Raw genomic sequence first — 26,351 nt, 5'->3', positions numbered from 1 at the left:
AATTGACCGGGCTCTATTTCATTCAGTTTCAGAGTTGCCTTGCTACTCGCCACGTTGCGGCCGCCAGCGGTGTTTAAATCTGCTCGATTTGTCGCTCGCTTGGCATTTTGTCCTGCAACTCGATTATTTAGAGCATATGCTCAGCCTCTTTAAAACTGCAACGGCGGCGATCCCCACGTCGCGTTGAGCACACGGAGGATGAATTGATCGCTTTCCCAAGGACCGCTTGAAATCCAGTGGGTATATAACCTACTGAAAATGTGATCGATGGTCCATATATAAAACGAATTTCACATAAAAGCCGAGTTATCATAGTCGGCATTCGTTTTTTTTGGTCAAAAATCACGCTTGCCTGGCGCTTTTGTAGCATTATTATTGAAATATTATTCTGGCGCGTTTCACAAAAATCATGTGTTACGGTGTTGTTAAGCACAAAGTCCTTATAAACGTCGCTTATGATGTTAAAACAATCATTAACCGTTATTATTAACCTTTTTCCTTACTCCGCCGTCGCAACGGAAGATTGCAATACCCTGCAAAATGCTAAAGCACGCGTCGTTATTCCGTGCGATAATCCTGAGCTATCCATTACATCTTGATTGCTAAGCACGTTATACCCGCCATACTGCAAGTTGCATGTTTGCCCTGCTGCTTGAAGTATTTAGGATATATACACCAAATGCGCCAGGCGAAAGGATCTTTTTTATGAAGTTGAAGACGACTGTTATTGCATCCGCACTACTCTCATTATCGGCATTTTCGGCACAGGCCGCTCAGGAACTCACGTCCGAACAGGCCCAATCCCTGCGGCCTTTTGAGCGTATTTCGTTCAAAGGCCGCTACAGCGCTATCAACGAAGCGGTCGCCGATGCATCGAAGCGGGCGGATAAATTAGGCGCGGATGCGTTCTATGTGCAGGATATGATAAACGATAATTCCCTTGATAGATGGGACGTCATTGTCGATCTCTATCATAAGGATGCGCCTAAGATGAACAATGAGACCGCATACCGCACTTTTCACGGCGTCAAAGAATTGCCTAAAGATGTCGCCTACGGCCTGGAACCCTTTGATACGGTTACCGTCAGCGGTTTTTTCCCTAATCAGCCGGATCTGAACGACGCCATCGCTAAAGCGGCGAAGGAAAAAAATGCGGACGCTTTCTTCATCGTGCGTCAGGTCGATATCAACTCCGAAGGCAGCAATCAGAAAGCCACGGCGTTTATCTATAAAGCCGACGCGCCCAAGCGCCAGGTGCAACAACCCGATCTGATTCCCGCCGATTCCGATGCGGGCAGAGCGGCGCTGGCCGCCGGCGGCGCGGAAGCGGCGAAGGTGGAAATTCCCGGCGTGGCGAACTCGGGCAGCCCTAGCCGTAATATCGGCAGATTCTTTGAAACGCAGACATCGAAAGGCGGGCGTTACACCGTCACTCTGGCTAACGGCACCAAAATCGAAGAGCTGAACAAAGCGACCGCCGCGCAGATGGTTCCTTTCGACTCCATCTCTTTCCGCGGCAACTACAGCAGCATGCCGGAAGTTTCTCAGGAAGTGGCGAAACGCGCGGCGCAAAAAGGCGCCAAGTACTACCACATCACCAAACAGATGGAAGGCAACGGCAATAACATGAGCATCAGCGCCGATCTGTATAAGTAACCGAGAAAGAATATAAAAAAACCCGCGTTACGCGGGTTTTTTTATGACGGCAAAACGATTTTCAACGCTTTACTTGCTGGTATCCAGTTCTGGGAAGCTCTTCACCAGATCGTCAATGGCTTTGATCTGCTGGAGGAAGGGTTCCAGTTTGCCTAGCGGCAATGCGGAAGGGCCGTCGCATTTCGCGTTAGCCGGATCGGGATGCGCCTCGATAAATAATCCCGCCAGGCCCACGGCCATACCGGCGCGGGCCAGTTCGGTCACCTGCGCGCGGCGTCCGCCCGACGCCGCGCCAAACGGGTCGCGGCACTGCAGCGCGTGCGTGACGTCGAAAATGACCGGCGAACCGTTGGAAACCTGCTTCATGACGTTAAAGCCCAGCATATCCACAACCAGATTGTCATAACCAAAATTGCTGCCGCGATCGCACAGAATCACCTGGTCGTTGCCCCCCTCAATAAATTTATCGACAATGTTGCCGATTTGTCCGGGGCTGATGAACTGCGGTTTCTTCACATTGATGACAGCGCCGGTTTTCGCCATTGCTTCAACCAGATCGGTCTGGCGGGCTAGAAAAGCCGGCAGTTGAATCACATCAACCACATCAGCGACCGGCTGCGCCTGGGATGACTCATGTACGTCGGTAATGACTTTTACGCCGAAGGTCTGTTTTAGTTCCTGAAAAATCTTCATGCCCTCTTCCAGGCCCGGGCCGCGGTAAGAGTGGATGGAGGAACGGTTGGCTTTGTCAAACGAGGCTTTGAAGACGTATGGAATGCCCAGCTTCTGCGTAACCGTAACGTAATGCTCGCAGACGCGCATCGCCAGATCGCGCGATTCGAGGACATTCATGCCGCCGAACAGTACAAAAGGCAGATCGTTGGCGACAGGGATATCCCCTATCTTGACCACTTTGTTCTTCATACTTTTACCTTAATATCGGATAAATCAACGTTGAACATACCCGCCGGCCTACAGGCTAGCGGGTATAAATAGGCGTTCATCAATGCAGGACGATATGTTTTTGCTCTATCGAGTAGATCTGAACCTTGATCATTTCGCTCACCGGATCTTCCGGGCACTGTTCGACAAAATAGTTAAGATCGGAAAGCGCGATATGATCGCAGTCCAGTTGGGCATAAATCAGGCCGCGGTCGCGAATTTCATACGGGTCGTCGGGCTCGAACTGCAACACCGCTTCGCTGGCCTTCAACGCCAGCTCCATCTGTTTTTCTTCCATCAGCGCGACTTTCAGCGTATCCAGCATCTTTCGCACAATCAGCACATTCTCGGCTTCATCCAGATCTTCATCCATCAGCTGCGATGAAGGGCCGATGTTGCCTTTCAACCACACTTCCAGCACATGCTCGCTCAGCGTATCGCCGGTTAACGGATTGATCAGCCACATCTCCTCGTCCAGCCAGTCCGCCCGTAAAATAAGCTGGGTCGGAAAAATGACCGGAATGAGCGGAAGTCCGAGCGCATGCGCGATATGCAGAAAAATAACGCCGAGAGACACGGGCATCCCCTGTCTGGATTCCAGAACTTTATCCAGCCACAGAACATCGGAAAGCCGATAGACGCCGCTGGCGCCGCCAAACCCCCAGGTGTGAAAGAACAGCTCGATAAGTTTCTCCAGCTGCAAATCCTGTTCAAGATCCTCGGGAATAACCGCACGGGCGTCGTCAGCCAACTGTTGCAGATTTTTCCGCACGTCCTGCGCGGGAAAATCATGGCGAATTGCCTGTGAAACGAGTATGACACCTTCACTTAACTGTGAACGATTGAATTCAAAATCAGCAATAGAGCTCATAGTTATTCCATCAGCAACGGTAATTTAGTCAGCGAAATCTGCATAACCAGATAGAAACATGCTAAGGCAAGTATAAACGCCAGCCAGCGCATCTTCTGAGTGCGCTGGCGTTTCCCCAGAGCGACTGCGCCGAGGAGGATATAAATAATAACGCCAAACACTTTTTCCGTCAGCCAGCTTTGTCCGGCGGTAAACGGATAAACGTGATTAATGATGAGCAGACCGACGCCGCTAAGCAGTAATAGCGTATCGTTTATATGGGGCAGTATCTTAACCCATCGCCGCCGCAGCATGGCGGACTGGCGGCACAACCAAAAAAAGCGCAGCACGAAGAGAGCAATGCTGACGCCGACCGTAACCATATGCAAATAGGCGAATCCTAAAAAGAGCGCCACGCGTTGCCTCCTGAATCATCATTTATCTACCGCTTTGGGCCATAGCCCCAGCGATACGCGATCGTTGTTTCCATAGTCCCGGCAGGTTGCTATCCGTTCAAAGCCGTTATCCTGCAACAGCCGCCGCACGGCGGCCCCTTGCCGCCATCCGTGCTCCAGCAACAGCCAGCCGCCGGGCGACAAATGGTTTACCGCGCCTTCAATAATGACGCGCAAATCGGCCAATCCGTTCTCCGCCGCCACCAGCGCGCTTGCCGGCTCGAAACGGACATCGCCCTGGGACAGATGAATATCGTCGGCGTCGATATAGGGCGGATTGCTGACGATAAGCGAGAAATGCCGCTGCGGCAGCGACGAAAACCAGTCGCTCAGTACAAAGCGCGCATTGGCGATGCCCAGCCGCGCGGCGTTATGCTGCGCCAGCGCCACGGCGTCCGGCTGGGCATCTACGCCGGTTACCCGGCAATCCGCACGCTCGCTGGCGATCGCCAGGGCTATCGCCCCGCTGCCGGTGCCTAAATCCAGAACGGAGCACGGCCCGGAAGGCAGCCGCAGCAACGCTTGCTCGACCAGACATTCGGTATCGGGACGCGGGATCAGCGTGGCCGGCGAGACCGCGAGCGGCAGCGACCAAAACTCGCGCTCTCCCGTCAGATAGGCGATGGGCTCGCCGGCTATCCGCCGCGTCAATAAGGCGTCCAGCTGGCGCAGCTGCGCATCCGTCAGCATGGTTTCGCCGAATGCCAGCAGGAAGGTCCGCGCTTTCCCGGTGACGAAACCCAACAGCACCTCGGCATCCCGCTTCGGGCTCTCCCCCGCCGCGAGACGCGCGGCGGCCGATGTCAGCCAGGTCTGATAGTTCATTACTCTTGCTCGGAAAGCGCGGCGAGCTGGTCGGCCTGGTACTCCTGAACCACCGGCTGAATCAGCATATCCAGTTTGCCTTCCATCGCCTCGTCCAGACGGTAGAGCGTCAGGTTGATGCGGTGATCGGTCACCCTTCCCTGCGGAAAGTTATAGGTGCGGATGCGATCCGAACGATCGCCGCTGCCCAATAGGTTGCGGCGCGTAGAAGCCTCTTCCTGCTGACGCTTTTGCATTTCCGCCGCGCGGATACGCGCGCCCAGCACCGACAGCGCCTTGGCTTTGTTCTTATGCTGAGAACGCTCATCCTGGCACTCGACCACGATGCCCGTCGGCAGGTGGGTAATACGAATGGCGGAATCGGTGGTGTTGACGTGTTGGCCGCCGGCTCCGGATGAACGGAAGGTGTCGATACGCAGATCGGCAGGGCTGATCTCCGGCAGCTCCGCTTCCGGTATTTCCGGCATCACCGCGACGGTGCATGCCGACGTGTGAATACGCCCCTGCGATTCGGTCGCCGGAACGCGCTGCACGCGATGGCCGCCGGATTCAAACTTGAGCTGGCCGTAGACGCCGTCGCCGGAGATTTTGGCGATGACCTCTTTATAACCGCCGTGCTCGCCGTCGCTGGCGCTCATGACTTCTACCTGCCAGCGGCGGGCTTCCGCGTAGCGGCTGTACATCCGAAACAGGTCGCCGGAGAAAATAGCGGCTTCGTCGCCGCCGGTTCCGGCGCGTATTTCCAGAAAACAGCCGCGCGCATCGTCCGGGTCTTGCGGCAACAGCAGAACCTGAAGCTGCTGCTCCAGCGCTTCGGCGGCGGTTTTCGCCTGTTTTAACTCTTCCTGCGCCATTTCACGCATTTCCGCATCATCAAGCATGATTTCAGCGGTTTGGATATCTTCCTGTACCTGCCGCCATCGTTGGAAACAGCGAGTGATATCGGTGAGCTGCGCATATTCGCGGGACAGGGCGCGGTAGCGGTCCATATCCGCGATGACGCTCGATTCGCCGAGCAACGCCTGAACTTCTTCATGGCGTTCTTGTAATGCTTCCAGTTTAGCAACAATAGAAGGCTTCATGCGGGCAGTAAAATCCTGTTAAGAGAGAGATGCTAGTCCAGCCCAAGGCTGTCGCGTAAAATTTGTAGACGGTCAGAATCGCCGTCGCGGGCGGCCTGTTGCAGAGATTTGGTGGGCGCATGGATCAGGCGATTGGTTAAGCGATGCGTCAACTCCTGAATAACCGACTCCACGTCGCTCCCCGTCTGAATCGCGGCGAGCGCTTTGGCCGCCATTTCCGCGCGCAGCGCTTCCGCCTGTTCCCGATAGTCACGAATGGTATCGACGGCGGACTGCGCCCGCAGCCAGGCCATAAAGTCGGCGCTCTCCTGCTGAACAATCGATTCCGCCTGGAGCGCGGCCGCTTTGCGCTGCGCCAGATTGTGCTGAATGATGGCGTGCAGGTCATCGACGCTGTAAAGATAGACGTTAGGCAATTTACCGACTTCCGGTTCGATATCGCGCGGTACGGCGATATCCACCATCAGCATCGGCTGATTGCGTCTTGCTTTCAGCGTCCTTTCCATCATCCCCTTTCCTATAATCGGCAGCGTGCTGGCGGTTGAGCTAATGACGATATCGGCATTAGCGAGCTGTTCATCCAGTTCGGCCAGCGTGATAACCTCCGCGCCCACTTCGGCGGCAAGCGACTGCGCCCGTTCGCGGGTACGGTTGGCAATCACCATGCGATGCACCCGATGTTCGCGCAGATGGCGGGCGACCAGTTCGATGGTTTCCCCCGCCCCGACCAATAATACATTAACATCCGCAAGCGATTCAAAGATTTGGCGCGCCAGCGTGCAGGCGGCGAAGGCGACGGAGACCGCGCTGGCGCCGATGTCGGTTTCGGTGCGAACCCGCTTGGCGACGGTAAACGATTTCTGAAATAAGCGTTCAAGTTCGCCGGATACCGTCTGCCCGCGCAGCGACAGCGCAAAGGCTTTCTTCACCTGCCCCAATATCTGAGGCTCGCCCAGCACCAGCGAATCCAGGCCGCTGGCCACGCGCATTAAATGGCTGACGGCCGCGTTATCCTGATGCCAGTAAAGACTGGCGCTGATGTCGTCGGGATCCAGATGGTGATATTCACACAGCCAGTCGATCAGCCGCTCACGCTGGTTTTCCTGTTCTTCCACGCTGAGGTAGAGTTCGGTACGATTACACGTGGACAGCAGCACGCCGCCCTGCACCATCGGTTGTTGCAGCAGGCTATTGAGAGCCAGCCCCAGCGCATCCGGCGAGAAAGCAACGCGTTCCCGCAAAGAAACCGGAGCCGTTTTGTGATTAATACCAAGCGCGAGCAGCGTCATTGAGCAATTCTTGAGTAATACCGGTGTTAGTATGGATTTCGTTGCATGGCATTCTACTTGATGCCGTGAAGCAAGAAAAGCGACAGCGCGCGATGCCCCCACGCCGGGTGTATACTTCCGCGCTGAAAACGACAAACATTGACGCCGGGTAACAAGCCCGTTAGCGTGACCATTTTGCGACATTCAATCTGCTTTATAGGATCTGACCAACATGCCACTAAATCCTCTCCGTTGCCTGCGGCTACTGCCTTTGGCCAGTGTGTTGCTGACCGCCTGTACCCTTCACCAGCCCGCGACCTCCGACCACAATCCGACCTCGCCCGAATGGCGGCAGCACCAGCAAAAAGTGCGGCAGTTGAGTCAATATCAGACGCGCGGCTCCTTTGCCTATATCTCCGATAGCAAGAAACTATACGCCCGGTTTTTCTGGGAGGAGTCATCGTCTCAGCGCTATCGTCTGCTGTTGACCAACCCTCTCGGCAGCACGGAGTTGGAGTTAAGCGCGCAGCCGGGCAGCGTGCAGATTACGGACAATCAGGGCAAGCGTTACGTCGGGAAGGATGGCGAAGAGATGGTGCAACGGCTCACGGGAATGGCGATCCCCCTGGATAATCTGCGCCAGTGGATCCTCGGCCTGCCGGGAGACGCGAGCGATTTCACCCTCGACGACGGAGCCCTGCTCAGCAGTGTGAGCTACCGCCAGAGCGGTCAAAGCTGGAACGTCAGCTATCAGAGTTACAACCGCAAGGTCAATCCGCCGCTGCCGCAGAGCCTGGAACTGACCCAGGGCGAACAGCGCATCAAGTTAAAAATGGATAACTGGACGGTAAAATAACCCATGCAGCCCGACCTCATTGAGAAATGGCCTTCTCCCGCCAAGCTGAACCTGTTTCTTTATATCACGGGGCGGCGCGCGGATGGTTATCATCTGCTGCAAACCCTGTTTCAGTTTTTGGATTATGGCGACACGCTAACCATCACCCCGCGCGCGGATAACCGCATCGAACTGCTCACCCCGCTGGCGGGCGTGGATAACGAGCAGAATCTGATCGTGCGCGCGGCGCGCCTGTTGCAGGAATATTGCCTAAGCCGCGGCGGCCGCTGCGCGGGCCTCGGCGCGGATATAAGCATCGATAAGCGCCTGCCGATGGGCGGCGGATTGGGCGGCGGCTCATCGAATGCGGCGACGGTGCTGGTTGCGCTCAATCACCTGTGGCAATGTCGGCTGAGCGAGCATGAGCTGGCGGCCCTCGGGCTGCGGCTCGGCGCCGACGTGCCGGTTTTCATTCACGGCCACGCCGCGTTCGCGCAAGGCGTCGGAGAGCAGCTGACGACAGCGTATCCGGCGGAAAAATGGTATCTGGTGGCGCACCCGGGGGTGAGCATCTCTACCCCGCTGATCTTCGGCGATCCGGCGTTAAAACGAGATTCGCCGGTCCGATCGTTAGAAATGCTGTTAAAACAGACCTTCGTCAATGATTGTGAGACTATCGCAAGAAAACGTTTTCGTGAGGTTGAACAGCTACTTTCATGGCTGCTAGAATACGCCCCGGCGCGCCTGACCGGTACAGGTGCTTGCGTGTTCGCTGAGTTCGACACTGAGCCCGAAGCCCGCCAGGTGCTTGACCAGGCCCCGGAATGGTTGAATGGTTTTGTGGCGCGAGGGATTAACGTCTCTCCGTTGCAACGCACGCTTTCCGGGCAATGTTAAGTTTTGATAACACCCAGTCTATTGGGGCTGTGTATTATCAAATTTAATTCATACACCCGTATGCATATTGTGCCTGTTGTTGCTCCCCGCTCCCGGATATTATAGCGGGTACAATATTTCTCTGGACGCAAGCCTGAGGTTCTTCTCGTGCCTGATATGAAGCTTTTTGCTGGTAACGCCACCCCGGAACTGGCGCAACGTGTTGCCAACCGTTTGTACACTAGCCTTGGCGACGCCGCCGTCGGTCGTTTTAGCGACGGTGAAGTCAGCGTGCAAATCAATGAAAATGTGCGCGGCGGTGATATTTTCATCATCCAATCCACCTGTGCGCCGACCAACGATAACCTGATGGAACTGGTTGTTATGGTTGACGCGCTGCGCCGCGCTTCCGCCGGGCGTATTACCGCCGTTATTCCTTACTTCGGCTATGCTCGCCAGGATCGTCGGGTTCGTTCCGCTCGTGTGCCGATCACCGCGAAAGTGGTCGCCGATTTTCTGTCCAGCGTCGGGGTCGACCGCGTGCTGACGGTCGATCTGCACGCGGAGCAGATTCAGGGGTTCTTTGACGTTCCGGTCGATAACGTGTTCGGCAGCCCTATCCTGCTGGAAGATATGTTGCAGCAGGATCTGGATAATCCGATCGTGGTTTCTCCGGATATCGGCGGCGTGGTGCGCGCTCGCGCTATCGCCAAGCTGTTGAATGACACGGATATGGCGATTATCGATAAACGTCGCCCGCGCGCCAACGTCTCTCAGGTGATGCATATTATCGGCGACGTCGCTGGCCGCGACTGCGTATTGGTCGACGATATGATCGACACCGGCGGCACGCTGTGTAAAGCCGCGGAGGCCCTGAAAGAACGCGGCGCCAAACGCGTATTCGCCTATGCGACGCACCCGATTTTCTCCGGCAAGGCGTACGATAATATTAAGAACTCGGTTATTGATGAAGTGATTGTCTGCGATACCATTCCGCTGACGGATAAAATCAAATCGCTGAAGAATGTCCGTACGCTGACGCTGTCCGGCATGCTGGCTGAAGCGATTCGCCGCATCAGTAATGAAGAATCTATCTCCGCCATGTTTGAGCATTAATCGTTTCTGACCGGGCTTAGCCTGTTGCGCAGAAAATTAAGCCGCCGATAAAAAGGCGGCTTAATTTATTTTGCATTACGCGCAATGAAAAATCGCCGGGCGATATTAAACGTCGCCATAAAAAAAACGCCATAGCCTATGGCTACAGCGGATTTTTAACGCTCATCTAGATTTGTTATATTGCGCTATGAATGGCGCTCGCGCCGACAGCGTTTATCGAAATGTTTTAACCACCAGTAACGATCGGTAACCTTTTCCCGGCCGCTAATACGTGCGCCGGCCAGCCAAAAAATCGCGCCGGCAAACACGGCTATCAGGTCAATATAAGCCGAAAGATGCGGTAAGTTCAGATCGGGAAATTGGCTGATGATGGAATAAGCAATACCGCCAATCATCAAAAACATACCGATACCCATCAACATATTACCCAGCGTGGTCGCGCTCTTACGTTTCATCTGTCACCTCCAGATAGTCTCTGTGGATGATGAGGCTCCCCTGTGTTGATGTAATTATAGCCAATCCCCTCGGCCGATGATTGCGCGGGGGATCACAGATAATAGAGTAAAAAGTCATCTTTTTACCGTTAAGTCAATAAATGGGCTAAATATTGAATAATTCCATTGCGGTATTATTCCGATATCCTTCCCTCCGCAGCGCGCTAACGTCAAATATGCTGCGGCTTCAAGTCAGAAAGGGAACTGTGTAAACTAACGCTCCTCTGCGTTATTTAATCATGCGGCATGATATCGAGATGAGATCGATACAACGCGCAATCTGGAATATTATCGTGAGCAGCATTAAGTTAATCGTTGGCTTGGCCAATCCGGGCGCCGAATATGCGGCGACCCGCCATAATGCCGGCGCCTGGTACGTTGACCGCCTGGCTGAAATCCATCGTCAGCCGTTGAAAGAAGAAAGTAAATTTTTTGGCTATACCTCACGCCTGAATCTGGCCGGGCATGATATCCGGCTATTGGTTCCCACAACGTTTATGAACCTCAGCGGCAAAGCCGTGGCGGCCATGGCGACATTTTATCGCATCCAGCCGGATGAGATCCTGGTGGCGCATGATGAGCTGGACTTACTGCCCGGCACGGCCAAACTCAAATTAGGCGGCGGCCACGGCGGGCATAACGGATTGAAAGACATTATCAGCAAGTTGGGAAACAACCCTAATTTCCATCGCTTGCGCATCGGCATCGGGCATCCGGGCGATAAAAATAAAGTAACCGGTTTTGTGCTGGGGAAACCGCCCGTCAGCGAACAGAAGCCGATCGATGACGCTATTGATGAAGCGATCCGCTGCACCGATATTCTGCTAACGGAAGATATGGCGAAGGCCATGAACCGCTTGCACGCATTCAGAGCGGCATAAATCGCCGTCTGATGCCGATGGCGGATCGAGATAAACGGCCATTCCGTGTATAATCAGCCGGAATAGTGGTCATTCTGACAGACAGTTGAAATTAATTGTCTGATTAATAAGTAATTTAAGGTGATATAAACATGGGATTCAAATGCGGTATCGTCGGTCTGCCTAACGTCGGTAAATCCACTCTGTTCAACGCGCTGACCAAAGCGGGTATTGAAGCGGCCAATTTCCCGTTTTGCACCATTGAGCCCAATACCGGCGTGGTCCCGATGCCCGATCCGCGTCTGGATAAGCTGGCCGAGATCGTTAAACCGCAGCGTACTCTCCCCACAACCATGGAGTTCGTCGATATCGCCGGGCTGGTGAAAGGCGCGTCCAAAGGCGAAGGCCTGGGCAATCAGTTTCTGACCAACATCCGTGAAACGGAAGCCATCGGTCATGTGGTGCGTTGCTTCGAAAACGACAATATTGTGCACGTTTCCGGCAAGGTTAATCCGGCCGAGGATATCGACGTGATCAATACCGAACTGGCCCTCTCCGACCTGGATACCTGCGAGCGCGCCATTCACCGCGTACAGAAGAAAGCCAAGGGCGGCGACAAAGATGCCAAAGCCGAACTGGAAGCCCTGGAAAAATGCCTGCCGCAGCTTGAAAATGCCGGCATGCTGCGTTCGCTGGATCTCAGCGCCGAAGATAAAGCGGCGATTCGCTATCTAAGTTTCCTGACGCTGAAGCCGACCATGTACATCGCCAACGTCAACGAAGACGGCTTTGAAAACAACCCCTATCTCGATCAGGTCCGGGCGATAGCCGCGGCGGAAGGCTCCGTTGTGGTGCCGGTTTGCGCGGCGGTTGAATCCGATATCGCCGAGCTGGATGACGAAGACCGCGATGAATTTATGGCGGAACTGGGGCTGACGGAGCCGGGACTAAACCGCGTAATCCGCGCGGGCTATGAATTGCTGAACCTGCAAACCTACTTCACCGCCGGCGTAAAAGAAGTCCGCGCCTGGACCATCCCCGTCGGCGCCACCGCCCCGCAGGCGGCCGGCAAGATCCACACCGACTTTGAAAAAGGCTTTATCCGCGCGCAAACCATCTCTTATGAGGATTTCATCGCCTACAAAGGCGAGCAAGGCGCGAAAGAAGCCGGGAAAATGCGTTCGGAAGGCAAAGACTACATCGTGAAAGACGGCGATGTGATGAATTTCTTGTTCAACGTCTAATGGCGCCTATTGTCTCATGAGATCTCAATACATCTCATGAAGACTAAAACCCTCTTTAAAATCCACGCAGTTGCGTGGATTTTTTCTTAACATCTCTTAACCGGCACGCCGCGCCTTTCGCCGCCACACCGAGGCTGCCGCCAGTGCCGCGCATAGCATTCCGGCGGCGGATACCCCGCTCCATCCGAAATGTTCCGCGGCTGTCGCCCCTAATGCCGAGCCGGCCGCGCCGCCGAGGAAATAGGCGGTCATAAATAGCGTGTTCAGCCGCCCGCGCGCCTGCGGCAAGAGCGCATAGATTCTTGTCTGGTTGGCCACCAGGTTGGCTCTGCTCCCCAGATCGAGCACGATGACGCCGGCAAGCAGACAGCCGCGCCAATATGTCGATCCGGCTATCAGCGCAAACGCCGCTGCGACCGTAAGCGCCGCCAGCGCGACGACTCGTCGAGCTCCCCAGCGGTCGGTCAAGCGTCCGATGAACGGCGACGCCGCCATGCCGATAACTCCCACCAGCCCGAACAGTCCGGCGATCTCGCTGCCCCAGTGGTACGGTGACCGCGTCAGCATCAGCGCCAACGGTCCCCAGAGGACATTGAATGCGGCGAACAGCAGAAAACCGCTGAGGCAGGCATCGCGCAATAGCGGCTGACGAGCGAACAGTTGTCCCAATGATGCCAGCAACTGGGGATAGGTCAGGCCGCCGGCCGGCCGGGCGCGCGGCAGATAACGCCAGACCAGCGCAATCAGCGCCGCATCAAGCGCCGCGGCAAGCGTGAACATGACGCGCCAGCCCGCGTTCGCGCCGACATAGCCGCTGACGGTGCGCGCCAGCAGCGTCCCCGCGAACAGCCCGCTCATCAGACGTCCCACGGTATAGCCGCGCTGCGCCGGGTCGGCCATTCCCGATACGGCCGGAATAACGATCTGCGCGCTGATTGCCGTAAGCCCCACCAGCGCGCTCGCGAGAAACAGTCCATTCAGGCTGGCCGCCGTCGCGCAAAGCGTCAGGCCGAGGATATTCACGAGAAGCAGCGCCGTAATCAGCCGGTGCCGGTCGCATTGGTCGCCTAATGGTCCGAAGAGCAGCAGCCCGGCGGCGTAACCCAGTTGCGTAAGCATTGCGATCGTACCCTGGGCGAAAGCGCCGGCGCCGAACGTCGCCGCCATTGCAGGCAGCAGCGGCTGGCAGTAGTAGAGGTTGGCGACGGCAAAACCGCAGGCGGCCGACAGCGCCACGATGCTGCGCCCGTTAAGCGGCGCGGCGGGTTGATAAGCTAAGGTCATATCGTAAGCTCCATCTATGCGGCGTCAGCGCCGCGTGTGCTATGTCATGGCCGGCATGTTAGGCGGTTCGCCGCGAACGGAGAAGCGCATGACAACGCGCATAAGTTTTGCGTAAAATGCAAAAATGAATCAGATTCGATATGCAGAATATCTGCCGGCGTTTATGGCTGTCGCACATGCGGGCAGCTTCTCTGCCGTAGCCATACGGCGAGGCGTCGCGCCCTCCTCCGTGGTGCGTCAGATCGATGCTCTGGAAAGCGCGCTGGGTACGCGCTTGTTCGTGCGCTCCACGCGCGGGCTGGCGCTGACCGACGCGGGCGGACTGCTACTGGCACGCGCCCCCGTCCTGCTCGATGAGTTGGTGGATCTGCGCGCCGAGGTCGCCGCCTTGAGCGACGAGCCGCGCGGCGTATTGCGTCTGGCCTGCCTGCCGACCTTCGGCAGGCACCATGTTCTGCCTTTGCTGCCCGGCCTGCTCGCGCGGTATCCCGAATTGCGCGTGGAACTGGATTTCACCGAACGTCTGGCCGATCCCTCCAGCGAGCGTCTGGACGCCGTGATCCGTATCGGTCCGCTTAAAGACAGCCGGCTCTATGCGCAGACCCTGGGGGTGCAGCGCTGGTCGATATGCGCCAGCCCGGACTATCTGCGCCGTTACGGCCGGCCATCCTCCCTGGATGAACTGACGGGGCATCGCCTGCTCGACAAGCGCGACGACCCCGACGCCGTTTGCTGGCGCGGCCTACATGCCGCGGGATTGATGGCGAAAGATGCCGCCGGCCGAGCGCTGGACTGCGACGACTTCGAGGCTCTGCTGCTGGCGGCCATCGCCGGTCTTGGCCTGAGCTACTTGCCGACCTGGGTTACCGGGCGGGCCGTTGCCGACGGACAACTTATCACCCTGTTCGACGATCCGGCGCGCCGCGGCGACGACATCCGTCTGCTGCGCGCATTGCGGCATCCGCCGGTTAAGCTGCAGGTGTTTGCGCAGGCGCTGCTGGAAATATGGCGGTGAAGGCGCCGCGCTGAACGCCAGCGCCCTGTTCATCGCGAGATCACGAAGGTGACTACCACGAAGAGCTCGGCGGCGATATACTCTTCCGCCCGCTGTTGCGGAAAGGCCGTCATGTGGCTGTCCGTGAGTCATTGGCGGTCATGACGGCGCCGAGATTCAGCGGAAACCGGGGATCGAGTAGAGGCGGTCGATATCGCCGATGACTGCCTCGCCGTTGTTGCGCTCGGTGTGCAGCTTCCAGTGCAGTTCCGCAATGTCCTCGGACTTGACGCGCGGACATTCGGCCGGGAAGTACGCGGCGTTGGGCGCGTCATCGAGGCCGGGCGGCACGACGATCTCTTAATATGCCGCCTATCGCCCTACGTTTTTCTCCATAGAACAGCTGCCTTCGGTATTCCGTGCATAAAAAAAACCGCTTTCCGGGGAAAGCGGTTTGAAGAAATGTTATTAGATTAAACGCGCAGGCTTAGCGGTAAACGATGCCGCCGTCGATCAGGATGGACTGACCGGTGACGTAGTCGGAATCCGGGCCGGCCAGGTAGGAGACCAGACCCGCCACGTCATCCGCCGTTTCGGCGCGGCCGAGAGCGATGCCGTCCACGTATTTTTTGTAAGTCGCGCCCACCGGAGTACCGGTAATTTCCGCGAAGCGACGGTCCATGTGTTCCCACATACCGGTGCCGACAACGCCCGGGCAGTATGCGTTCACCGTGATGCCCCGGCTGGCGTACTCTTTAGCGGCGGCCTGGGTCAAGGCGCGTACGGCGAATTTCGTGGCGGAATAAACGCCAAGTAAAGCGAAGCCATCATGGCCGGCAATGGAGCTGGCATTAATGATTTTGCCTTTCTGTTTTCTTTCGATGAATTTCTGCGCGGCGGCCTGAATGCCCCAGAGCGTCCCCTGAACGTTGATACGCATGATGCGGTCAACTTCTTCCGGCGTTACGTCGGCCAGCGCCTGAACCTGGGAGATACCGGCATTGTTAACGATAATGTCGAATCCGCCCAGCTGTTTTTCAGCCTGTTCGACAGCTTCGTAAACCTGAGCTCGGTCAGAAATATCGGCAACAAAAGTTGCTGCTTTACGCCCCAATGCCTTAATTTCCGCAGCTACCTCATCCAAACCGGAACGATTAACGTCGACCAGCATGACCGATGCGCCGTCTTTGGCCAGACGTAAAGCGATGCCGCGGCCAATACCCTGTCCTGCGCCGGTTACCAACGCGACTTTATTTTCGATAGCCATACTCTGATTCACCTCTTTTAATGCAAAAAAAACAATATACCCTGCAACTCGAAATCTATTGGGTAGAGTCACCAATGCAATGCCGGGCCATTCGCAGTGGAAATGGCCCCGCACTTTTCCGGGTGCCCGGGAGCGGCGAAAACGTCCCGGGCGAAATCATTATTCGCTGCTGCAAGGTCGCGTAGATTAGCGACACAATGGCCGTGACCCCGAAGGATTGACCCGATATAATCGAATCCATATCAGGTTCTCGCGCGCGCTGACCGAGATGTTTTAACTGCATGAATCCGGGCTATGCCTCGGCGTGGGCGCCTTCAGATTCACCATCGCGCATTTTGCGATAAACCTGTACCGCCGGTCGTTCATTCAAGTTCTCGCGGTCGTTTCCTTCGTCGGCACGGCCGCTTGGCGCGCAGAAAACCTGTTTCTGCCCTATTGCGTAAGATGAAGTTTACTGTATAGGAGCGAGCAAACAGGGTATACCCCCCGATTGGGGGGGCAGACGCGATGGGCGAGTTATCGCGGGGTGATCCGGTTTACTCTCGTTAGCGCCTTGAAATCACTTATTGAATAAAGAGATATTGGCACGTATGCCGTTTTTGCTCCCAATACACTACCCGCTGGCGGAGTTCGTCCATGAAGAGCCTCTTCGCTTTACTCTCAAGTTACCGCTGATCCTCACCAAACTGACGCCGCCGCACTCATCGGAGATGTCGTTGCAGCGAGAGCGTTTACTGCAGCGGCTTGACGAGGCGGCGTCGCGCAGCCTGACGCTGGTTTGCGCCGCGGCGGGATTTGGTAAAACCACCCTGCTGGCGCAGTGGTGCCGCCGCCGCCGGCAGCAGGGAGAGGCGGTGGCCTGGCTGAGCCTTGAGGAAGACGACAATACGCCGCTGCTGTTTATGCGTTACCTGCTGGAAGCGCTGCGCTCTCTGTGCCACGAGTGGAGCCCGACCTTCCAGCGCTACCTGAATGGCGAGCTATCCGCCGATTTTTCCATGTTTCTGGCGGAGCTGATCAATCAGTTACACCTTTGCCCGCATCCGCTGTATCTGATTCTTGATGACTACCACGCCATCGATCATCGCGAAATACGCGACGGCCTCACCTATCTGCTTAATCACGCACCGTCGTCCTTACACCTGATCATCGGTAGCCGTTTCCGCCCGCCTCTGGAGCTGAGTCGCCTGCGGATTCAGGATCGGCTGGCGGAAATCTACGATAACGATCTGCGCTTCACTTTTGAGGAGGCCAGCGCCTACTTTATGGCTTCGGCCCCGGCTACGGCCAGAAAGCAGGATATTCAGCGAATTATCTCCCTGACCGAAGGGTGGATCGCCGGTATGAAGATCGCCACGCTGTCGGCCGACTGGCGCACCGATCCCGGCTGTTTCATCCGCAGCCTGAGCGAAGGTTCGCGCTCAATTACCCGCTATCTGGAAGAGATAGTGTTCAAGCCGCTGCCGCCGGAGGTGTTCGACTTCCTATTGCGCACCTCGGTTCTCAACCGTCTTAACCCCGCCCTGTGCAACGCCGTTACCGGGCGGAATAACGGAGAGGCGATGCTGGCCTGGATAGAACGGCATAATCTGTTTCTTTGCGCCCTCGGCGACGGCGGCGCCTGGTTCCGTTATCATCCGCTGATGCGCGACACGCTGCTCAACCGGCTGCAAAATTCAGCGGATAAAGATATCCGCGCTCTGCACGAGCGCGCCGGCAATTGGTTCGCCGGCCAGAATTTATGGTCCGAGGCGATACGGCACACCCTGGCCGCCGGGAAGAGCGGCAGCAAGCATGCCGAGGTCGGGGCGCAATCGCTGGCGGAGGAAGGCGATATCGATACGCTGGTGCGCTGGATGCACTATCTGCCCGCCAACCTGGACCCCTCCCGCATCGATCTGCAGCTTAATCTGGCCTGGGCGCTGGCGCACCATTTCCGTTTTAACGACTCCCGCCAGCTGCTTGACGCCATAGACGCGTTAGCGGCGGCCGACCGCAGCGTTCTGACGCATAGCGCCTGGGTAAAACTGCGGGTGGTCAGGGCCATTTGCGAAGCGTTTGCGGAAAATATTCCGCAAAGTATCGCCCTGGCCGAACCGTTATTACGCGAAGTTCCCTGCGGCGATGTTTGGGTGGATGGTCTGGTATGCAATATCCTCAGTTATTGCCATCTGGTCGATTTGCGCCCGGAGCAGGCGCTGAATGTGCAACGCCGCCTGCCCGGCGCCAAGGTAGCGAACCGAAATCTGTTCGTTGAGGTTTACCGCGCGTTCGTGGTGGCCCAGGGGTATCTGCATCAGGGCAATCTGGCCGAAGCCGAGCGTCAGGCGTCCCAGGCGCTGCGCTATGCCGAACGCCATACCGGGGAGAACTCCAGCAGCGGCGCCACTCTCGCCCCTATTCTGGCGGAGGTCGCCTGGGAGCAGGGAGACGTCGGACGGATCGACGCTTTACTCACGTTGCGGCTGGAGATGATCGACCATTTCTGCCCGCCCGATAGCCTCAGCCGCTGCTATATCGTTCTGGCGCGTCAGGCCCAGCTCAATAACCAGCCTGGCGAGGCCGACCGGCTGCTGCTGCACGCCGAGCAGCTGGCGATTAACCGGGGTTGGCTGCGCGCGCGCGCGCCGTTGCTGGCCGAACGGCTGGCGGTTCGCCTGCGGCAGCAGGATATCGACGGCGCCAGGCACTTGCTCGGCCAGCTGCAAGCGCTGGTGCGGGAAGCGGAGTCGGAAGCGAACGATCCCGGCCTGAGCGTGATCTCCTACTATGTTCGCGTGGGCCAAAGCCGTCTGCTGATTGCCGATGGCGAGCCGTCGGCCGCCGCCGAGATACTTAACCAGTTGGCCGACAAACAGGAGCGGCGCGCCGAGTGGCTGGCGGCCGTGCGCCTGAGAATCATGCAGACGGTCGCCTTGCTGCAGGCCGGCGAGGAGGCGCGCGCCGGCGAGATCTTCAAACCGATATTGCAGCGGGTGATAGAGCAAAAACTTCAGCGCAGCCTGCTGGATGCCGGCCCGGTTCTGCTGCCTCTGCTTGGCCCATTATGCAAAAAACTGCCCCTTAACGCCGAGTGGGGCAAGGCGGTCGCCCTGTTATTTCGGCAGGCGGCGGAGAGCGGCGATCTCCCGCAATCGCTGGCGCATCGTTTGACCGAGCGGGAACATCAAATACTGCAGCTTATCGCCGACGGATATTCCAATAAGGGCATCGCCCGTTCGCTGGGAATATCGGTTGAGACGGTAAAATGGTACCTGAAACAGGTGTATGAAAAACTGCGGGTCAGAGGCCGGATTCAGGCGATCAACCGGGCCAGAGAGTGGGATCTGTTGAACTGAGCCCATTCGCTGCCCGGATTTACGGCGACGCTTTAGCCTGTCTAATAGGCCTGCCGCCACTGCATTCTCAACTGGCTTAGCTGGGCGCGAAGAACGGCAATGCAGACGATTCCCGTCAGAATATCGGCCAGCGGCAAGGAGTAATAAATGCCGGTAATGCCCCAGAGCCAAGAAAGGATAAGCAGCAGCGGCACCGTCAGCAGAATATAGCGCAGCAGCGAGATATACAGCGCGGTTTTAATGATGCCGATCGATTGGAAATACATCAGGCAGACCTGTTGTAAAGCGATAAACGGCATGGAAATATGGAAGATCACGATGGCCAGCGAAGCCACGTCGATAACCTGAGGATCGGTTGAAAAAAACGCCGCCATCGATCGGGAGAACAGAAAACAGACGCCGGTGTAGATTGCCGCCATGCCGCAGGCAAATAGGGCCAGCGTTTTTACCACTTCGTGGACGCGCTGGATTTTCTTGGCCCCGAGGTTATAACCGATAATGGCCTGCGACCCCATGCAGAGTCCGTTTAGCGGCAGCGAGGCTACCATCAATAAGCGGGATGCGATCCCTACCCCGGCGACCACGGTATCGCCATAGTTCATGGCGATACGGTTTAAGCAGGAAATGGAGATCACTTGCAGCAGAGAATTTATCGCGGCGGGAAATCCCACTCTGACGATGGCGCCGAGTTCTTTTCCGTTGGTGAAGCCCGCTTTCAGGTTTATCACGCTGCGGCCGGAACAGAAGTGCATGATATACATCGCCACCGATACGCACTGCCCGATTAACGTGGCGATGCCCGCTCCCTCAATGCCGAAGTCGAAGTAGAAAATAAATATCGGATCGAATATGGCGTTGCAGATGAACGCGACAAGCTGGGTATGCATGCTGAACGGGGTATTGCCTTCGGCGCGAACGATAAAGCCGGCGGTCATATTGAGAACCACCAAGACATAGCCCACCAGTAGCCAGCGCAAATAGCGTTGAGATAATATTAACGTCTCGTTTGCCGCGCCCATGCCGGAAAAAATCTGGAGCGAAAAAAACTCGATAAATACGCTGAGCAAAATTGCGCAGACAACGCCCGACGCTATCGCCGAAAACGCATACCGGCTGGCCTTATCTCGATCCTCAGATCCCAGAAAGCGCGAAATAAAGGAGGCTACCCCGGTGCCAAAACAGAGGCCGATGCAGGAAACGGCGATCGCAAAGGGAAACGTCAGCGCCATCGCCGCTATCGCTTGAGTGCCTAACCGTCCGATAAAGAACGCGTTCAGAATTTGATACAGCGCGCTTACGCTAACGCCAACGATTGTCGGAAGCGCAAGTCTGGCGATAAGTGGAAGAATATTGTCATTCGCCAGGGCGGCGAGACGCCGGGTATTATCCGCTGTTTTACGCATAAATATTCCAAAGCATTAAATAAAAGGAAAATACTATTTCTTTATAAAATGTCTTTTAGTAATTGGTCGAATAATCAAAATACGCCCTGAAAACAAATAAAAAATGACATGGATCAACAAGTATATTTCACATCCTAAAATAGCGTTACCAAATAATTATTATTATCATGCTAATGAGTTTATTTCTGATAAGGCTGACGCGCTTTTCTAACTTCGAAAAATAGAAATCCGCGCAGATTACGCGGATTTTATGATTATACGCGAATACAGTGCATAGCGTCTTGACGGCGGATGTTATTCCGCCCACTCGATTTTATCGCGGGAATACTCAACACCCGGCGGCGATAAAATCACCGTTCATACTTACCGGCACCGTTGATGAAAAGAGCGCTACGGCCATAATAAGCAGAAGCGCGCCGGAAACCGCCAGCATCCGGTATCTTATTTTCGCAACCGCGGTATGATTTTTATCGCCATATAATAAAATGGCTTTATCTCGTGACTTGATGACCAGGGTCGCCAATATGGTTACCGCGAGCGACGTACCCAGCGCCATCGACATTACCGCGGCGATGCCCCAGTTAATAATCCCCACGGCGTTGGAAAAAACCAGCAATAGAATTGCGCCGGTACAAGGGCGGCTGCCGATCGCCAGGATAACCCACAGGGCGGATTTAACATCGCGCGGAACCATGCCGGCGGCTATCCCATGATGGTGACTGCAGCATGCCGACCCGTTATCTATGACTTTTTTATTCTCCGCGCCCTTTATCAACAGCGCGCCGGGACGATATTCCGCTGCCGGCGCGGAGATGATTTTGCGTATTTTTAACGGCGCGACTCGCGGTCTTGATTTATAACTTCGCAATAGTAGCGCCATGCCGAAAATACCGATATAAATCGCGCTGATTTTTTCAACATACCAGCGGCTTCGGCTGAGATCGCCAATGGCGAAATTAAATAATATCACCAGCGCATAAACGAAGAGAATGGCCGCGCCCCCCTGCGCCATGGCGCCAAGAAAAGAAATCAGCCTGGCCGAAGACGCATTCTCATCGGAAACGCTCAGGTAGGATGAGATAACAAACTTTCCGTGACCGGGACCGATGGCATGTAAAACGCCGTAGGTAAAACTGGCGGCTAAAAGTAACACGCTGTAAGTAAGATTATTATTTTGTATCTGCAACAGATACATAATTAAATAACGGTGCAGGTAGATTTGAATGCTTAAGGTCACGGCAAGCAGATTCGGCCAAAAATAGATGCATATAAGGAGCAGCATCAACAGTGTTAAAATAAGCAGGCCTACTTTAACATACCTATTACCCAACATTTTATTTACCTTAACTTTAGCGATGCATATCTGTGCGTCATACTGCAAATTGCAGGCGCGTGGGCTTAATTTTTTTCCACGCTGCGCCCTTCTCTCTTGCCGCCTTAGGGCAACGCGAATTATTTGAGGGGATATATTAAATAAATTAAGCGGCGGGATAAAACGTTTTCGCTGCCGGCAGTGTTTCAGCGCTGTTCATAAACGGCAAGCGAGGCGTATCGGCTCTGCCCGACCGGCGCGGCCTGCCGGGCATAACGCCGCGCCTCTGCGCCGATAGGCTATCAGCCCGCGGCTCACCGGCCTGCCCCGTGTCGTCGATATATACCGGAATGCCGCCCTCGCCCCCTGCTCCGTCGGCCTCTCCGCGCTATCTCTTCCGAGAGTCATGCGCTGGCGGCCCCGATTTCAATATTCTGTTACTGACCCGGATGACGGCGGCTCTGGGGGCGCCGGTCGGTTACTCCGGCGCAAAACAGAAGCCGATCTCGCTACAGCTTTCGCAGGAGGGCGAGCGGCACATCAGCTCGCCCTCTTGGGCCAGGCAGACCTGGCGGTAAAAAAACTTTTTCCAGCGCATGTTGTTATCATTCATGCCGACCAGCGGCGCGAAACAGACGGTCATTAGCTCACGCAGCTCCGCGCGCGACGCCAGACCGAGATCTTGCCATAAATGGTTAAACCCCATCGATGCGCCGGCGATTAACCTGTGCATCGGCGCGGCCTGTGGCGCCATGTATTGAGCGAGCCAGTCGGCAAGCTGCCGGCACTCCTGGCGGCGCGGCGCCAGCAGCGTGCTCAGTAGCGCATCCTGCTGGCGCAGGCGCGGCGGACGCGCCGCGTCGTTCATCCCGATCCGCAGCAACAGCGCGCGCCAGTCGGCGTCATCCAGATTCATTCTGGCCGGGAAACGGGCCAGACCGCGCAGATGATTGTCGACCAGATGGCGCAACCAGGCATCCGGCGTCTGGATAAGCTCCACTATGCGACCCCCTTCTTACCGACCTCCGGCCGAATGCGCTCGGCGCGCCACTGCTCCAGCGCTTCACGCACCGGCCGCCAGGCGCCGTTGACGCAAGGCTCAATGCCTTCGGACTCAAGGCGCTGCCAGGGCGTCAGGCCGATGCGGGCGCAAAAGACGGCTTTGACGTCAGCCAGCAGCGCGATAACCTGATCGAGACGATCTTCCGGCTCGTCGTCCGCGCAATCGTCGGGTCCGCGGCAATAGCGCTGGGTAAAGCGTTCGCCCAGCGGGATGATGCCGGCTCTGGAAATGCTGAAGATGTGAAAACGATCGGCATGGCCGAAATGCCGATCGACGACATCGCCTTTACCGGTCGCCACCGCCACCAGGCAGGCGTCCGGTTCGTCGGACTCGCCCTGCGAGGCGATACTGGCCTGAATGCTGGCGCGGCGAAACAGCGACGGCAGTATCGGTTCGGCCTGTTGCGGCAGCGAAGAGAGCGGAAACTCCTGGCTGCGGTCATCTCCCAGCATACCGATGGCGTCGGCGCGGCACTGATGGCAGTGCGCCATCTGCGGCATATGGCGGCCGCAGATGGCGCGCGCTGCGCCCAGTTCATCCGCATCCGGTTCGCGCACGCCCTCCAGGCCGAATTGCGTACCGTGTTCCGGCCTGGCGATCAGCGGCATGACGTTATGCAGTACGGCGCCCCACTGGCGGGCCTGTAAACTGACGTCATGCAGATGCGCGGCGTTGATCTGCGGAATCAATACCGAGTTAACCTTTACCATGATGCCGCGTTCGGCCAGCTTGCGGATCCCCTCGCCCTGCCGCTCTATCAGTAAATCGGCGGCAATGCGCCCGTGCAGTTTGTCTCCCTCGTACCACAGATGGCGGTAGATTTTTTCGGCGACCGCGGCGTCAATCGCATTAACCGTCACGGTAACGTGATCGACGCCGATGTCGCTCAGGCGATCGACCACATCAGGCAGCATCAGCCCGTTCGTCGACAGGCACAGCTTGATATCCGGCATTGTCGCCCGCAGCCCCTCCAGGGTTTTGAAGGTTCGGGCGATATTGGCCAGCGGATCGCCGGGACCGGCAATACCGATAACCGATAACTGGGGTATTTGGGCGGCGATATAGCGCGCTTTGGCTATCGCCTGTTCCGGCGATAAGAGCTCAGAGACCACGCCGGGGCGGGATTCGTTGCTGCAATCATACTTTCGGTTGCAGTAATTGCACTGAAGGTTGCAGGCCGGCGCCACCGCCAGATGCATGCGCGCATAGCGGTGATGCGCTAGCGGCGAGTAACATGGATGACGGGAAACTTTATCCGCCTGTAAAGGCGTAAAGTGCGCCGTGTTCATCGCTCCGCACGATCGTTTGCCTGAAAATGATGCGTTGTTTGCCATATGTTTAACCCCGGTAATAAGCGAACGTCATCATATTTCGTGCAAACGTCATGCCGGGCGGCGAGAATTTAAAATAGCGATAAAATAAAGAGTTAGCGGTTATCCTTGCTGCCTGATAACCGACAATGTCGGACAATGTACCGAATGCGACACGCGCGGCGCGCCGGCCTGCACGGCCTGTTTCGCTGCGAGACCACGCGCATGGAGGTCGGCGGGGGTTGCCGCCGCCCGGCGTAAAAGATGATGCGGCGCCGGGACGGCGTCACATCCGTTGCATGTTGATGTTCATAATCTGGATGCGGTAAGCCACCTGACGGGGCGTCATTCCCAGTAAACGGGCCGCTTTGGCTTGAACCCAGCCGCTGCGCTCCAGGGCGGCGATCAGCCGCTGCCGCTCATCCTGAATATTTTCAATGCCCGGCTCGCCGCCGGCGTTCGGCGCCATCTCGCCCGTTTTAACGCGGCTATGCGGCGTCAGGGTGCTTTCCTTATAGTTAAACAGGATCACATCGCGATCGATCAGCCCATCCTCGGCCATAACCGCCGCGCGCTCCAGACAGTTCTCCAGCTCGCGCACGTTGCCCGGCCAGTCGTAGTTCGCCAGCAGCCGCAGCGCGCCGTCGCTGATATGCAGCTCGCGCCCTTGCCGTTTACTTAATTTGGCTAACAGGAATTGAGCCAGATCCTGCACGTCCTCCAGCCGTTCCCGCAGCGGCGGCAGGAAAATCGGCATAACGTTCAGGCGGTAATAGAGATCTTCGCGAAAGTTGCCGGCGCGAACCTCCTCCTCCAGGTTGCGATTGGTCGCGGCGATGATACGGACGTCGACATGCAGGGTTTCGTCGCCGCCCACCCGCTCCATTTCGCCCTCCTGCAGGATGCGTAATAGCTTGGCCTGAAAGGAGGCGCTGCTTTCCCCTATTTCATCAAGAAACAGCGTACCGCCGTCCGCCAGTTCAAAGCGCCCCTTGCGCTGCTTGACCGCGCCGGTAAACGCCCCCTTCTCGTGGCCGAACAGTTCGCTCTCCAGCAGGGAATCCGGCAAGGCCGCGCAGTTGAACTTCACAAACGGCGTGCCGGCGCGCGGCGAGTTGTAGTGAATGGCGTTGGCGATCATCTCCTTACCGGTGCCGCTCTCGCCGCGGATCAACACCGTAGTGTCCCAGCGGGATACTTGGCGCATCATGTCGAAAATGTGCCGCATCGCCTGACTTTTTCCGACAATGTTGTCAAAGCCGTATTGCTGGCGGACTTTTCCGCGCGGGCCGTCGCGCTCGGCGCGCAGCGCCTCGTGTTCCCCTTTGGCGCGGCCGACCATGCGCACGTTTTGCGCGATCAGGTTGGCCACCATTTCCAGAAAACGGGTGCTGGACGGCAGACGATCCTCATGCAGCTCCATAGGCTGCGCCGCCAGAACGCCCAAGGGCTCATCATCCGGCCCCTGAATGGGGACGCAGATAAACGGCAGAGCGTAATCATAAAGGTTAAGCCGATCCAGAAAGCGCGGATCGTCCGATACGCGCGGCAGGACCAGCGATGAGCGCTGGCTCATAACGGAGCCTAAAATCCCTTCTCCCACCCGATAGCGGACGCCGCGCCCTCCTTTGATAACCTGGGTATCCGCGCCTTGCAATGCCTCGATAAACAGCGACGACCGATCCTTATCAAACAGGCACACCATGCCGTATTGCATAAAGGCATGGTCGTGCAGCGCCTGAATCATCGATTCCAGCGTCTGCTGTAGGTCCAGCGAGTGGCTAAGCGCCACGCTGATTTTATGCAGCGCGACCACCTGTTGCTGAAGATCTAATCGGCGGGTTATCCGTTCCGTCGTCGGAAAATGAGCCATTTTT

23 protein-coding genes are annotated in these 26,351 nt (G+C 56.7%); 8 read left to right on the top strand and 15 right to left on the bottom strand.

Annotated features, from left to right (window positions below):
* Positions 1 to 705: 705 nt before the first annotated feature.
* Positions 706 to 1,656, top strand: a complete 951-nt coding sequence (ydgH, locus tag VSX58_RS02670; protein WP_327615795.1) for a DUF1471 family protein YdgH — start codon at positions 706 to 708, stop codon at positions 1,654 to 1,656.
* Positions 1,657 to 1,725: 69 nt separating this feature from the next.
* Here the strand turns inward: ydgH and kdsA are convergent, their stop codons facing one another.
* The 6 genes from kdsA to hemA form a co-directional block, all read right to left on the bottom strand.
* Positions 1,726 to 2,580: a 3-deoxy-8-phosphooctulonate synthase gene (gene kdsA / locus VSX58_RS02665; protein ID WP_327615796.1), complete on the bottom strand. Its 855-nt coding sequence runs from the start codon at positions 2,578 to 2,580 to the stop codon at positions 1,726 to 1,728.
* Positions 2,581 to 2,659: 79 nt separating this feature from the next.
* The gene (gene sirB1, locus VSX58_RS02660; protein ID WP_327616694.1) at positions 2,660 to 3,469 is read right to left on the bottom strand and encodes an invasion regulator SirB1; all 810 of its coding nucleotides are present in this window, start codon (positions 3,467 to 3,469) and stop codon (positions 2,660 to 2,662) included.
* 2 nt (positions 3,470 to 3,471) lie between these two features.
* Positions 3,472 to 3,864, bottom strand: a complete 393-nt coding sequence (locus tag VSX58_RS02655) for a SirB2 family protein (RefSeq protein ID WP_327615798.1) — start codon at positions 3,862 to 3,864, stop codon at positions 3,472 to 3,474.
* 18 nt (positions 3,865 to 3,882) lie between these two features.
* Positions 3,883 to 4,728, bottom strand: a complete 846-nt coding sequence (gene prmC, locus VSX58_RS02650) for a peptide chain release factor N(5)-glutamine methyltransferase (RefSeq protein ID WP_327616693.1) — start codon at positions 4,726 to 4,728, stop codon at positions 3,883 to 3,885.
* On the bottom strand, positions 4,728 to 5,810 hold the full coding sequence (gene prfA / locus VSX58_RS02645; RefSeq protein WP_327616691.1) for a peptide chain release factor 1: 1,083 nt from the start codon (positions 5,808 to 5,810) through the stop codon (positions 4,728 to 4,730). The genes prmC and prfA overlap by 1 nt, the downstream gene beginning before the upstream one ends.
* A gap of 32 nt (positions 5,811 to 5,842) precedes the next feature.
* Positions 5,843 to 7,099 (bottom strand): glutamyl-tRNA reductase, encoded by a 1,257-nt coding sequence (gene hemA, locus VSX58_RS02640; protein WP_327616690.1) that lies wholly within the window; start codon positions 7,097 to 7,099, stop codon positions 5,843 to 5,845.
* 211 nt (positions 7,100 to 7,310) lie between these two features.
* Here hemA and lolB point away from each other — a divergent pair, with 211 nt between their 5' ends.
* The 3 genes from lolB to prs all read left to right on the top strand — a co-directional run bounded on the left by lolB (position 7,311) and on the right by prs (position 9,905).
* Entirely contained in the window at positions 7,311 to 7,934 is a 624-nt protein-coding gene (gene lolB, locus VSX58_RS02635) for a lipoprotein insertase outer membrane protein LolB (protein ID WP_327616689.1), read from the top strand.
* 3 nt (positions 7,935 to 7,937) lie between these two features.
* On the top strand, positions 7,938 to 8,810 hold the full coding sequence (ispE, locus tag VSX58_RS02630; RefSeq protein WP_327616687.1) for a 4-(cytidine 5'-diphospho)-2-C-methyl-D-erythritol kinase: 873 nt from the start codon (positions 7,938 to 7,940) through the stop codon (positions 8,808 to 8,810).
* Between the two features lie 147 nt (positions 8,811 to 8,957).
* The gene (prs, locus tag VSX58_RS02625; RefSeq protein WP_327615804.1) at positions 8,958 to 9,905 is read left to right on the top strand and encodes a ribose-phosphate diphosphokinase; all 948 of its coding nucleotides are present in this window, start codon (positions 8,958 to 8,960) and stop codon (positions 9,903 to 9,905) included.
* Between the two features lie 185 nt (positions 9,906 to 10,090).
* Here the strand turns inward: prs and ychH are convergent, their stop codons facing one another.
* On the bottom strand, positions 10,091 to 10,360 hold the full coding sequence (gene ychH / locus VSX58_RS02620; RefSeq protein ID WP_327615805.1) for a stress-induced protein YchH: 270 nt from the start codon (positions 10,358 to 10,360) through the stop codon (positions 10,091 to 10,093).
* A 296-nt stretch (positions 10,361 to 10,656) separates the two neighbouring features.
* On the opposite strand from ychH, the gene pth reads away from it, so the two are divergent.
* Both pth and ychF read left to right on the top strand, forming a co-directional pair.
* A complete protein-coding gene (pth, locus tag VSX58_RS02615) occupies positions 10,657 to 11,280 on the top strand; it encodes an aminoacyl-tRNA hydrolase (RefSeq protein WP_327615806.1) in 624 nt (207 codons plus the stop codon).
* A 131-nt stretch (positions 11,281 to 11,411) separates the two neighbouring features.
* The gene (gene ychF / locus VSX58_RS02610) at positions 11,412 to 12,503 is read left to right on the top strand and encodes a redox-regulated ATPase YchF (protein WP_327616686.1); all 1,092 of its coding nucleotides are present in this window, start codon (positions 11,412 to 11,414) and stop codon (positions 12,501 to 12,503) included.
* A 96-nt stretch (positions 12,504 to 12,599) separates the two neighbouring features.
* Here ychF and VSX58_RS02605 read toward each other — a convergent pair whose 3' ends face one another.
* Positions 12,600 to 13,787: an MFS transporter gene (locus VSX58_RS02605; protein ID WP_327616685.1), complete on the bottom strand. Its 1,188-nt coding sequence runs from the start codon at positions 13,785 to 13,787 to the stop codon at positions 12,600 to 12,602.
* A 163-nt stretch (positions 13,788 to 13,950) separates the two neighbouring features.
* Between VSX58_RS02605 and VSX58_RS02600 the strand changes: the two genes are divergently transcribed.
* Positions 13,951 to 14,802 (top strand): LysR family transcriptional regulator, encoded by an 852-nt coding sequence (locus tag VSX58_RS02600; RefSeq protein ID WP_327616684.1) that lies wholly within the window; start codon positions 13,951 to 13,953, stop codon positions 14,800 to 14,802.
* A gap of 156 nt (positions 14,803 to 14,958) precedes the next feature.
* Here VSX58_RS02600 and VSX58_RS02595 read toward each other — a convergent pair whose 3' ends face one another.
* Positions 14,959 to 15,132: a hypothetical protein gene (locus VSX58_RS02595; RefSeq protein WP_327616683.1), complete on the bottom strand. Its 174-nt coding sequence runs from the start codon at positions 15,130 to 15,132 to the stop codon at positions 14,959 to 14,961.
* A gap of 136 nt (positions 15,133 to 15,268) precedes the next feature.
* Positions 15,269 to 16,048: an acetoin reductase gene (locus VSX58_RS02590; RefSeq protein WP_327616682.1), complete on the bottom strand. Its 780-nt coding sequence runs from the start codon at positions 16,046 to 16,048 to the stop codon at positions 15,269 to 15,271.
* A 590-nt stretch (positions 16,049 to 16,638) separates the two neighbouring features.
* Here VSX58_RS02590 and VSX58_RS02585 point away from each other — a divergent pair.
* Positions 16,639 to 19,386 (top strand): LuxR C-terminal-related transcriptional regulator, encoded by a 2,748-nt coding sequence (locus VSX58_RS02585; RefSeq protein WP_327616681.1) that lies wholly within the window; start codon positions 16,639 to 16,641, stop codon positions 19,384 to 19,386.
* Positions 19,387 to 19,427: 41 nt separating this feature from the next.
* Here VSX58_RS02585 and VSX58_RS02580 read toward each other — a convergent pair whose 3' ends face one another.
* The 5 genes from VSX58_RS02580 to nifA form a co-directional block, all read right to left on the bottom strand.
* Positions 19,428 to 20,789: an MATE family efflux transporter gene (locus VSX58_RS02580; RefSeq protein WP_327616680.1), complete on the bottom strand. Its 1,362-nt coding sequence runs from the start codon at positions 20,787 to 20,789 to the stop codon at positions 19,428 to 19,430.
* Positions 20,790 to 21,117: 328 nt separating this feature from the next.
* Positions 21,118 to 22,026, bottom strand: coding sequence for a nickel/cobalt transporter (locus VSX58_RS02575; protein ID WP_327616679.1), 909 nt, complete (start codon positions 22,024 to 22,026; stop codon positions 21,118 to 21,120).
* 553 nt (positions 22,027 to 22,579) lie between these two features.
* Positions 22,580 to 23,092 carry a nitrogen fixation protein NifQ gene (locus VSX58_RS02570; RefSeq protein ID WP_407654849.1) on the bottom strand — a complete coding sequence of 171 codons (513 nt, stop codon included), beginning with the start codon at positions 23,090 to 23,092 and terminating at the stop codon, positions 22,580 to 22,582.
* An 8-nt stretch (positions 23,093 to 23,100) separates the two neighbouring features.
* Positions 23,101 to 24,498: a nitrogenase cofactor biosynthesis protein NifB gene (gene nifB / locus VSX58_RS02565; RefSeq protein WP_327616677.1), complete on the bottom strand. Its 1,398-nt coding sequence runs from the start codon at positions 24,496 to 24,498 to the stop codon at positions 23,101 to 23,103.
* 262 nt (positions 24,499 to 24,760) lie between these two features.
* Positions 24,761 to 26,347: a nif-specific transcriptional activator NifA gene (gene nifA, locus VSX58_RS02560; protein ID WP_327616676.1), complete on the bottom strand. Its 1,587-nt coding sequence runs from the start codon at positions 26,345 to 26,347 to the stop codon at positions 24,761 to 24,763.
* Between the last annotated feature and the right edge of the window lie 4 nt (positions 26,348 to 26,351).

Origin of the sequence: Brenneria populi (assembly GCF_036016195.1) — a bacterium.
In the GTDB taxonomy this organism is placed as follows: domain Bacteria; phylum Pseudomonadota; class Gammaproteobacteria; order Enterobacterales; family Enterobacteriaceae; genus Brenneria; species Brenneria populi.
Note: the sequence above shows the minus strand (reverse complement) of the source record. Positions and strands in the feature narration are given on the sequence as shown.